This window comes from Truepera sp., assembly GCA_032027045.1.
Classification (GTDB): domain Bacteria; phylum Deinococcota; class Deinococci; order Deinococcales; family Trueperaceae; genus JAAYYF01.
This window is the reverse complement of sequence record JAVSMU010000001.1, coordinates 799945-810601: the sequence shown is the minus strand read 5'-3', so window position 1 is coordinate 810601 and position 10657 is coordinate 799945. Positions and strand designations below refer to the sequence as shown.

Below are 10657 nucleotides of genomic sequence, written 5' to 3'. Positions count from 1 at the left end.
GCSGCGGAGGCCGCGGAGGCCGCGGAGACCCCGGCCCCCGGCGCCGTCGACCAGGACGCCGAAGCCGGCGGCCCCGCTCAGGCATCCGTCGCCGAGGAGGCCGCAGCGGCCGTCCCGGAAGCCACTCTCGAGGCGGCCGTAGCGGCACGCCTGGCACAGCAGGAGGCCGAGGCGCGCCAACTGAAGGTTGACGCCATCACGCGAAGGCTCGCGTCCGCCGGCCTGGGACCGAGCGTGGCCGCCACGAACGCCGAACGCCTCGTGAGCGCTGGGTTCGACGACTTGGACGACGTCTTCAACGGTCTCCAGGCCGCCACCGCGCGCGTCGTCGCCGGCGTGAGGCGCGGCGACCAGGCCGCGGCCCGCGCGGCCCTCGCCCAGGTCGACGCCTCCTACCGTCGCGACCTCGCACCCGCCCTCGCACAGCTCGATCCCACGGTGGACCAGGCGACCAGCGACCTCCTGACCAACCTGGCGAACCGCACGCACCTCACGCTGGCCGAAGCGGGCCTGCTCAGCGCCAGGTTGGACGTCGCGCTGGGCGCGTTCGAAGGCGCCGTCCCGGCCCTGGGTGACGACGTCGAGGCCTCCGTGGACGCCGTGTGGTCGGACATGACGCGCAGCGCGGTCTTCGTCATCCTCGGCATCCTCGCCATCTTCCCGCTCGTCCTGTTGAACATGGCGTTCGGGGGCGGCAACCGGAACTGGCGGCTCGTCGGTTGGGCCCTGTTCCTCCTACTCGTACCCGTCTTCTACCAGGCCGTCGCCGGGCTGTTCGACCTGCTGGGCCGCGTCATCGACGTGAGCTGGTTCCCGGACCTCGAGCGTTGGTCGATGTTCGACAGCGTCACGGGCCAGGCCGCCTGGGCCCTGCTCGTCTTCATCGCACTGATCCTCGCGATCATCGGGCTGCGCGGGATCTGCGTGCAGTTCGGACTCCTGGGGGCTAGCAAGAAGAGCGCGGTCGCCAAGCAGACCGCCACCGCCGCCAAGAGCGGAACCGGCCACACCACCATCGACTGGGACGAGGAGTTCTGATCGATGACGGGCCGGACCGAAGCCTGGACGCTCAGGACGACGTGAGGTGAGCGTTGTGGCCAACCCGGTCTACCAGACGGCCGTGACCGAGCTGGAGGCGGTGCTGTCACCGCGCATCGTCTCCAGGGCGCTCAAGGAAGGCCTGCGGCAACTTGGCCGCTCGCCCGAAGCCGCCGACGTCGGCGACCTCGAGAAGGTCCTGAAGTCACAGGTCTATCGCCAGCTGCAAGTGATGATGCCCGTAACGCAGGCCAAGGAGACCGTGGCCGGGATCCTCACGCGGCTGGAGGGGTCCGCGGCGGGAGGCGGCCAGCCCACGGGCGCCGGCGCCGGCGGGCTAGAGGCGCAGGCGGAGCGCCTCGCCACCTTGCAGCAGGAACTCAAGCCGTTCAACCTCTACTTCGAATGGCCCGAGGTCCAGAAGCTCAGGGCGCAGGTGCAGCTCGTCCACGACGATCATGCCGCGGGTCGCGAGGCACCCGCACTCCTGGCCGAGGCCGAGGCGCAGTTGGCCACCGTCAAGCAGAAGTTGGAGGACCAGCTCGTCCTGCAGGCACGAGACGCGGGCGAGCTGCAAGACACGCTCGAACTGGTGCGCTCTCTGGGCGGCACGCGGGTGCGTCGGCTCGAGACCCTCGTGAACCAGGTCCTCGCAGCGCAGGCCCAGCGCCAGTTGGCCCAGGCCGAGAAGGAGCGCGCGCACCGACTGGGCCACGAACTGCGCCGCGCGCTCGAGGGTGGTGACGACGCCACGCCGGTGGCGCCCGCACGAGACCTCGAGCAGCCGGAACCGGCCGCCCCGGCGGAGGCGCCAGTGGCAACGGGCGAGCCGACCCCAGAGCTCGCGGAGCCCGCGGCGGAGCTCTCAGCCGCCGCGGAGCCCTCAGCCGCCGCGCCGGACGAGGTGGGCGGCCGCGTTCACCGCCTCGAAATCGACGCCGAGCTCCACCAGCTGAGGGCCCTCGAGACCGAGTTCAGGAGCGTCCTCGAGTACCTCCCCGAGCTAGCCGCCCACTTGTCCGAGCTCCGCTCGGAGCTCGAGGCCGAGCGCTCCGTGGCTCCGGTCCTCAGCGCGATGCAAGGCGACCTGGAAGCGACCAGCGCAGCCTTGCGCGACGACCTGCGCGACGAGTTCGAGGAAGTGCTCGCATCGCTCGAGGCCTTGCGCCCCGACGTCGACAAGGCCGAGCTCGAGCAGGCCCTCAGGGTGACGCTCGGCATACTGACCTCCGCACTCCCGAGCCTCACCGACGTCGAGCACGTAAGGCGGCTGCATCAGCTGGCCAAGGAGCAAGCGGAGGTGTTGGACCGCGACGACGAGGCACAGCGCGCCGGGCTTCAGGCCCAGGCCGAACTCCTCGCCCGCCTGGAAGCCACCCTGCTCAGCCGCGAGGGCGACGACGGTCTGCACGACGAGGTCGAGCGGCTTCGTAGCGAGTTCGACCAGCTGCGCCTCGCGCAGTCGCAGATGTCGGTGGCCCACGAGCTCGTGTCGTCGGCGCGTGAGGCCGAGGAGGCGCTGGCACGCAGCCTGGCCGCCCGCGCCACCGAGGCCTCGGAGAAGCGATTGGCGCAGCTGACCGCGCTGCGAGCCAAACTCGAGCGGCTCCCGGTGACCGCTACCCTCACGGACCGCGCGGCCGCGCTGCACAACGAAGTGCAGCGCCTGATCCAGGAGCAGGAGAACGCCGCCGCGGTGGCGGCTCTGCTCCTCGATGACGTCACTGCCGGCCCGCCCGCGCTGCCCGAGTCCGAGCTCGACTCGCTCGGCACCGAGATCGAGACGCTGAAGCTGGAGCTGACCAGCAGCCTGCGAAACCGCCTGATGCGCTTGGCCGAAGAAGCCACGGAGCTCGGCAACCACCCGCTGATCGAGCACATCCAGCGGGCGCTCCTCGGCCTCGAACTCGACCGCTATCCCGACCTCGCGCAACTGCAGGCAGCGCTGCGCAACGAGCGCGAGGCGCGCCGCCAGGAGCAGGTCGACGAGCTCAAACGCCTGTCGCAGGCCGCCTCGCCCTTCGAGGGTTACGAGAGCGGAGCGGAACTGAAGGCGCTCCTCGCCGACGCCCGCGCCAAGATCGAGGCCGGTGAGCCCGCCACCACGCTGAGGCGGGTGGCCGAACTCATCGGCGTCCTGGAGCTCGATGCCGACGAGAAGCTGGCCAGCCTGCCCGCGCGGTTGAGCGCGGCGTTGGAGGCCCTCGAGCCCGTCTCGAAGCTCAACAGTGACGGCGTGATCACCGTGCGGCGGATCCTCTACCACCTGGATTCGCAGCGAGACGTACTCCCTCGCCTCTCCCGCGGCCTTCAGTTGCAACTCGAATCGGCGCTGAGCCAGGCCGAGCGCATGCTCGTGGAGTTGCGCAGCGAGTACGAGGCCACGCGGCTCGTGGCCGGCCAGGTCGTGAGCGGCGGCCTGCTGGACGACGTGCTTGGGATCTTCAAGACGCCGGGCGCGGCGGCAGACGAACCCACGGGCGCCGGTCCCGACAGGGCCGCAATGTTGGCCTCGTACCTCAGCGAGGATTACGTTCGAGCCGGTGCCTGGACGAGCGCCGACGGCACCCTCTTAGCAGGTGACGAAGGCGCGGCGCTCGCCGACCCGGGAGCGCTCGCCGCGGCGGCGGACGCCGCCTTGCCGGGCACCACCGCCACGTGCCTGCAGGCCAACGACGAGGCGCTCGTGATCGCCTGGCCGGGGAACGGCGAGCTGCTCACCTTGCACGTGACCGACCCCGACCTTGCCGGGCTGTTGGCGAGTCGGCTGCGCCGTGAGCTGGCCAATCGCGGCTCGGTAGCCCCATCTTCGTGACCACCGCAGGCGCCGCGTTCCCCGCGAACGCGCTGCCGTTAAGGACCCTCGACGACACCCTCGACCTGGCGCGCACTGCGCTGCAGGCGCTGCCCGCGGGGGCCCTTCTGCTCCTCTCCGGACCGCTGGGGGCCGGCAAGACCACCTTCACGCAGGCGTTGGGCAAGGTGTTGCGGGTCGTAGCGCCCGTCACCAGTCCCACCTACACCCTCGTGCACGAGTACCCGTCCCCAGGCGGCACGCTCGTGCACCTCGACGCCTACCGCCTGGGCAGCGCGGAGCCGTTGGCCGGCAGCATGCTCGACGATTACCTCGAGCGGGCCCGGCTCGTGGTCGTCGAGTGGGGTGAGCAACTGCTCGCCGCATACCCCGAAGCCTGGTGGCTGGAGTTCGGCTTCTTGGACCAGCCCGACGGGGCCGGCGACGAGGGGAACCGGCTGCGATACGCGCGCTGGCGAGTCACCCATCCCACATGAACCCAAGCGACGGCCTCACCCTCTGCATCGACGGTGCCACCAGCTACCTGGCGCTGGCGCTGGTCCGGCGCGCGGAAGCCTTGGGGAGCACGTCCGAGGACGTCGGCCGCGCCCACTCGGCCGTCATGATCGCCTCGCTGGGCGCCCTGCTCGAGCGGGCCGGGATAGAAGCCAGCGACGTGGCCCGGCTCGTGGTGGGCATCGGACCGGGTTCGTACACGGGCGTCCGAGTGGCCGTGGCTACCGCCAAGGGCCTGGCCCGCGCCTGGGGCGTGCCGCTTCACGGCGCGTCCTCGCTGCTGGCGCTGGCCGGGTCGCAGGTGGCGCCGGGCGAGGACGCCCTGGCCGTGGCGGACGCTCGTCGCGGCAACGTCTACGCACAGCACGTGAGGCGTCTCGCCTCGGAACCAGACGTGCTCCGCTACGAGGAGGTGGAGGGGCCCAGGAAGCTGCGCCGGGACTCCCTCGCCACGGAGTTCCCAGGGTTGCGCCTCGTGGAGGGCGCCCAACCGGACGCGGCGGCGCTCGCCTGGGCCGCGCGCGTCGACCAGGCCGCCGAGCCCTACTACCTGTGACTGGCGTTATACTGCCTCACCGCGAGACCACGGCGTCCTCGTGGACCGCACCCGCTCGCTCGGCCCGCGCGCACCGCGCCGGCCGCTCGGGGGTCGGCCCGTGAGCCGCCGTTGGGTCGCGAGCCCCTTCGGGCGGGAGTGAGTATGTTCTTCAGACTTGGCCAAGAGATGGGGGTCGACCTGGGCACGGCGACCGTCCTCATCTACGTGAAAGGCAAGGGCATCATGTTACGCGAACCGTCGGTGATCGCGATGGTGCGCGACACCGGCGAGGTCAAGGCCGTGGGCGAGGAGGCCTACCTCATGCTTGGCCGCACCCCCGGCAACATCGTCGCGGTGCGCCCCATGCGCGACGGGGTCATCGCCGACTACGACCTCACGGAGAAGATGCTGCAGGCGTTCGTGCGCAAGGTGCTCACCGGCCCCAGCCGGCTCTTCAAGCCGCAGATCATGGTCTGCGTGCCGTCGGGCGTGACGGAGGTCGAGCGCCGCGCCGTGCTGCAAGCGACGCGCGAGGTCGGTGCCCGCAAGGCCTACCTGATCGAGGAGCCGCTGGCGGCGGCCATCGGCGCCGGGGTCAAGATCGCCGAGCCCACCGGCTCGATGATCGTCGACGTGGGCGGCGGCACGACCGACATAGCCATCATCTCGCTGGGCGGCATCGTCGTATCCGAAAGCCTCCGCATAGCGGGCAACGAGTTCGACGAGTCGATAATCCGCTACATCCGCCACAAGGAGAACCTCCTGATAGGCGACCGCACGGCCGAGTCCGTGAAGACGCGCGTGGGCGCCGCCATGCTGCGCGGGCCGGCGGACGACCTCGACATGGAGGTCCGCGGCCGCGACCTCATCAACGGCCTGCCGAAGAGCATCACCGTGACGTCCAAGGAGATAGTGGAGGCCCTCAAGGAGCCGATCGCGAAGATCGCCGACGGCGTCCGCAGGGTGCTGGAGCAGGCCCCGCCGGAACTGGTGAGCGACGTGATCGACCGGGGCATCATCATGACGGGCGGCGGGTCGCTGCTGCGTAACTTCGACGAACTGCTGCGCGAGACCACGGGCATCCCCGTCATGGTGGCGGAGAACGCCACCGACTCCGTGGCGCTGGGCACCGGGATGGCCCTCGACATGCTCCACGTCTTGCAAGACGCGCTGATCTCAGATCATTTCCTGAGGCGCTGACCGTGGCGGCGCACACGCGCGCCGCGCGCCTCCCACGCAGCGCCACGGTCGTGCGTGCCCGGGGCCGACGCCTCCTGCTGGCGGTGTGCCTCGCGGCTGCCCTGGGCGTGGCCCTGGCGCAGCGGCCCCAGGGCCCGATACAGGACATGGCCGTCGAGGACGTGGTCGTCGGCGACAAGGGCCATGCGGTCACCGCCGGCGCCGACAACCGACTGGAGCGCTTTCCGGTGGAGGTGGTGGGCGTCTTGTGGGAAGGCGGCAACGGCTTCCCACTCGTGATCGTCCGGGCCGGCGGCCCTTTCATCGAAGCCACCGGGGGCGTTGCGGCGGGCATGAGCGGCAGTCCCGTCTACATCGCCACCGAGGCCGGCGACGCCCTCCTCGGCGCCATCGGTTACGTGTTCCCGCGGGCCGATCACGACCTCGCCCTCGTCACGCCCATCGCGGTGATGCGCCAAGCGCTGCCCGAGAACGCCCGGGCCGGCCGCGTCCCCGCGACCGCCTTCTTTCCGGGGCTCGGCCCGGCCGAGCCAGTGGCCACTCCCGTGCTGATGACCGGAGTCTCGGCGCGCGCCCTGGAGTTCCTGGAACCCCTCTTCAAGGACGCGAGCGTGAGACCGTTCCCGGTGCAGGGCGGCGGCACGGGCCCGGCGCCCGCTGCCCCGAACGAACCGTTGGTTCCCGGCTCGCCCCTCGCCGTGGCCCTCGCCTGGGGCGACGTGAGCCTGCAGGCGGTGGGGACCGTCACGACGGTCGATGACGGAGCGCTGCTCGCCTTCGGTCACCCCTTCCTGGGCCTCGGCGACGTCGACTTCCCCATCTCCCCGGCGCGCATCGCGGCCGTGGTGCCCAGTTCGGAAGTGCCCTTCAAGCTTGCCAACGTGGGCTCGGCGATCTTGGGCACCATCGAACAGGACCGCCCCGGCGCCGTGGCGGGCCGCCTCGGCGTCGAGCCGCGAAGCGTGCGCGTCGAGCTCAGCCTCCTGGGCATGGGGCCCTCGGCCTCCTACACCTTCGAGACAGCCGCCGACGACCGGCTGTACCCGAGCATCGTCGGCACCGGTGTCCTATCCCTGCTCGACCGCTATCTGGGCGCCACCAGTGGCGGCTACGCCGAGGTGGCCTGGGAGATACTGCTCGCCAGCGGCGAGCGCGTGAACGTCCTGGAGGAGGCGAACGACGTCGCCGACATAGCCTACGAGGCGGCGGTCCTGGCGCTCACGCCACTGGCGATCCTGGCCTCGAACGAGTTCCAGGAGAGCGGCGTGACGCAGGTCTCGCTGGCCATCCGTCTCGACGGCCGGCAGCGCGTGGCCACGCTCGAGGAGGCCGTGGCCGAGGAGGACGTCGTGAAGGCGGGCGAGAACGCCCTGGTTCACCTACGATTGCAGCCTTACCGCCAGAACGCCATAGTCCGCACCGTGAGCGTGCCCATCCCCGCCGACATGGATGGCGAGCTGACGCTGTACCTCCGCGGCGGCGACGTTGCGCGCGACACCGGGGACGCCCACGTCGATGACAAGGAGGTCGACCGGCCCCGCTCCTTCGCCGAGCTCCTGGACGCGCTCAGGCAGCAGGTGCAGGCCAACGAGCTCGTGGTGGAGGTGGTCACCAAGGACGGCGACGTCCTCAGGCTCATGCGCACGCCCTTCGCGTTCGTGGTCGCCGGCAACGAGCGCGTGACGCTGAAGGTAGAGGCGGCGAACGGCGAGGCGCCGCAGGCCGACCCGGCGGCGCCGGCCGAGCAGGAGGACGCCGGTGACTGACCAGGTCGGTTGCACCGTAGCCGAACTACTTACCGAGATCGGCGCAGAGCTCGGTTCGGGCGGCGGGGAGCAGGTGGGGGCGCGGCGCCTGACGCGGCTGATCGACGCCGGCATGCTCGCCAGTGAAGGAGTGGCCGCAGACGACTGCCTGTGCGTTATGAGCCCGCGCGAGGCGTCCATGGGCCCGCCCGCCAGCCCACCCGGGCTACTGCTGGTGCCGCCAGCGACCAGCTGGCTGGCCGACTACCCGGGCGCGGCGGCCGAGGTGCCCGACGCCCGCCTGGCGCTGGCGATCGCCAGCCGCAGGTTCGCGCGCCCCCACCTGCCGCCAAGGGGGGTCCACCCCGACGCCACCGTTCACCCCTCTGCGCGCCTGGGCGCGGGCGTGCGCGTGGCGGCCGGTGCCGTCATCGGAGACCTCGCCGTCCTGGACGACGACTGCAGCGTCGGGGAGGGCGCCGTGGTGGGGGCCGGCGCCAGGCTCGGTGCCGGCTGCACCGTTCACCCCAACGCCGTGCTCTACCCGGGCGTCAAGCTCGGCCGCCGCGTGATCGTACATGCAGGTGCCGTGATCGGCGCCGACGGGTTCGGTTACGCCGCCTCGCCGGGCGGCGCCGTGAAGGTGCATCACCTCGGCGGCGTAGTCCTGGAAGACGACGTCGAGGTCGGTGCGAACAGTTGCATCGACCGCGGCACCATCCAAGACACGGTGGTGGGTCGGCGCACCAAGATCGACAACCACTGCCAGGTGGGGCACAACGTGATCATCGGCTCCGACACGCTCATCGCTGCCATGGCGGGCATCGGTGGCAGCACCACGATAGGGTCCGGGGTCATCCTCGGCGGTTACGTGGCCGTTACCGACCACGTGACCATCGGCGATGGCGCGCGCGTCGCGGGCCGCAGCGGGGTCACGAAGGACGTGCCCGCGGGCGCCACCTGGGCCGGGTTCCCGGCGCGGCCCCACCGGCAGTTCGTCCGCGAGCTTTACCTCCTGGGCAAGCTCGAGGAGCTGTGGCGCCGAGCCAAGGCGGGAGAAGGGTCGGAGTGACGCTCGTGACGGGCCGCGCGGTTCATAGCGGCGCGATCACGCGGGTGACGCTCCACCGCGCCGCCGGCGCCACCCGCTTCTTGCGGGCCGGCACGCAGGTGCCCGCGGACCTGGACCACGTGATCGGCGCCGAGCGGGCCACCAGCCTCGGGGCCGGCAACGCACGGGTTCACCTCGTCGAGCACCTGCTCGCCGCCCTGCGAGTGGCAGGGTTCTACTCCGGGGTGCTTATCGAGACCAGCGCGGACGAGCTGCCCATACTCGACGGCTCCGCGGCGCCCTGGGCAGCCGCCATCGCGGAGTTGGGCGAGCCGCCCCCTCCCCCGCCGCCCATCGTCGTCCGGACCCCGCTCGAGGTCGCGCTGCGCGGCGGCGTGGCGCGCGCCGCGCCCGGGCTAGAACGTCTCAGCTACTCCATCGACTTCGTACACCCGGCCATCGGCATTCAAGCCTGGGAAGGCGGACCGGACGCCTACGGCGACCTGCTGCCCGCCCGGACCTTCGGCTTCGAGGCCGACTGGGAGGCCCTGAAGGCACGCGGTCTCGCCCTGGGAGCGCGCGAGGAGCATGTTATCGTCTTCGCAATGGACGGGCCCACACGTCCCCTTCGCCACCCACAGGAACCCGTACGCCACAAAGCGTTAGACGCCCTGGGCGACCTGGTGCTGCTCGGCAGGCCGGTCGCGGGCCACCTGAGCATCCACCGGGGGTCACACGCCCTCCACCACGAGCTGGCGCGGGCGATCCGGCGCACTTCGGAAACCGTGTGAGCGCCTCGGGGGGGTCGCCGCGAACACTGCGCGTCGCCGTGGTCGGCGCCGGCGTCATGGGGCGCCACCACGCCACCAACTACATGACCCTCCCGCAGGTAAGGCTCGTCGCCGTGGTCGACGTCGACCCCGAGAAGCGCGCCGAGGCCCGCAGGGCCTACGGCTGCGCTACCTACGCGACCGTCGAGGAGATGCTCGGCCGCGAGGTGATCGACGCGGCGAGCGTGGCCGTCCCGACCAGCCTGCACTTCGCCGTCACGCGTATGCTGCTGGACGCGGGCGTCCACGTTCTCGTGGAGAAGCCGGTGGCCACCGAGGTGGCTCAGGCGACCGCTCTCGCGAACCTCTCCAGCGAGCGCGGCCTGGTGCTCCAGGTTGGTCACATCACACGCTTCTACGGCGCCGTGCAGCTCCTGGCCCGTGAGGTGAAGGAGCCCTACCTCATCGAGGCGCGCCGCCTCTCGCCCTCGCAGCGGGTGAAGGACGTCGGCGTCGTCCTCGACCTGATGATCCACGACATCGACATCCTGCTGGGTCTGGTGCACAGCGCGGTGGTCGACGTGGCGGCGTCCGGCCTGCCCCTCAACGGTTCTCCGCTCGAGGACCTGGCCGCCACCCAGATCCGCTTCGAGAACGGCTGCGTGGCCCGGCTGTTGGCGAGCCGCGTCTCGCCCGACCCGGAGCGCACCATGCTGATAATCGAGCGCGACAAGATGGTGCGCATCGACTTCGCGAAGGAGCCTTACAGCGAGGTGCAGTTCTTTCGCTCGCCCGGTGCCGCCCGCAGCGCGGGCCACGTGACGCTCGACCGCCACATGGTCCACGACGAGAACCCGCTGCGCAAGGAGCTCGAGCACTTCCTGGCCCGCATCGAGAGCAAGGCCGATCCCATCGGCACGCTCGCCGACGACATGCGCTCGCTCCAGCTCGCCACCAGGATCCTCGACGTCATGCGCGCCCCGCGGCTCGTGCCTGTACACTGAC

9 protein-coding genes are annotated in these 10657 nt (G+C 71.2%); all 9 read left to right on the top strand.

Annotated features, from left to right (window positions below; genetic code table 11):
* Positions 1 to 1038 (top strand): hypothetical protein (locus ROY82_03610; GenBank protein MDT3681555.1); only part of this gene is annotated, 1038 nt, incomplete at its 5' end.
* A 55-nt stretch (positions 1039 to 1093) separates the two neighbouring features.
* Positions 1094 to 3853 (top strand): hypothetical protein, encoded by a 2760-nt coding sequence (locus tag ROY82_03605; protein ID MDT3681554.1) that lies wholly within the window; start codon positions 1094 to 1096, stop codon positions 3851 to 3853.
* Positions 3850 to 4329 (top strand): tRNA (adenosine(37)-N6)-threonylcarbamoyltransferase complex ATPase subunit type 1 TsaE, encoded by a 480-nt coding sequence (tsaE, locus tag ROY82_03600; GenBank protein ID MDT3681553.1) that lies wholly within the window; start codon positions 3850 to 3852, stop codon positions 4327 to 4329. The genes ROY82_03605 and tsaE overlap by 4 nt, the downstream gene beginning before the upstream one ends.
* Positions 4326 to 4904: a tRNA (adenosine(37)-N6)-threonylcarbamoyltransferase complex dimerization subunit type 1 TsaB gene (tsaB, locus tag ROY82_03595; GenBank protein MDT3681552.1), complete on the top strand. Its 579-nt coding sequence runs from the start codon at positions 4326 to 4328 to the stop codon at positions 4902 to 4904. The genes tsaE and tsaB overlap by 4 nt, the downstream gene beginning before the upstream one ends.
* 144 nt (positions 4905 to 5048) lie before the next feature.
* Complete coding sequence (locus ROY82_03590; protein ID MDT3681551.1) at positions 5049 to 6086, top strand: rod shape-determining protein; 1038 nt, start codon at positions 5049 to 5051, stop codon at positions 6084 to 6086.
* Between the two features lie 2 nt (positions 6087 to 6088).
* Entirely contained in the window at positions 6089 to 7852 is a 1764-nt protein-coding gene (locus ROY82_03585; protein ID MDT3681550.1) for a hypothetical protein, read from the top strand.
* Complete coding sequence (gene lpxD, locus ROY82_03580) at positions 7845 to 8903, top strand: UDP-3-O-(3-hydroxymyristoyl)glucosamine N-acyltransferase (protein MDT3681549.1); 1059 nt, start codon at positions 7845 to 7847, stop codon at positions 8901 to 8903. The genes ROY82_03585 and lpxD overlap by 8 nt, the downstream gene beginning before the upstream one ends.
* Complete coding sequence (locus tag ROY82_03575; GenBank protein ID MDT3681548.1) at positions 8900 to 9673, top strand: UDP-3-O-acyl-N-acetylglucosamine deacetylase; 774 nt, start codon at positions 8900 to 8902, stop codon at positions 9671 to 9673. The genes lpxD and ROY82_03575 overlap by 4 nt, the downstream gene beginning before the upstream one ends.
* Positions 9670 to 10656, top strand: coding sequence for a Gfo/Idh/MocA family oxidoreductase (locus tag ROY82_03570; GenBank protein MDT3681547.1), 987 nt, complete (start codon positions 9670 to 9672; stop codon positions 10654 to 10656). Before ROY82_03575 ends, ROY82_03570 begins: the two co-directional genes overlap by 4 nt.
* Position 10657 lies beyond the last annotated feature (1 nt).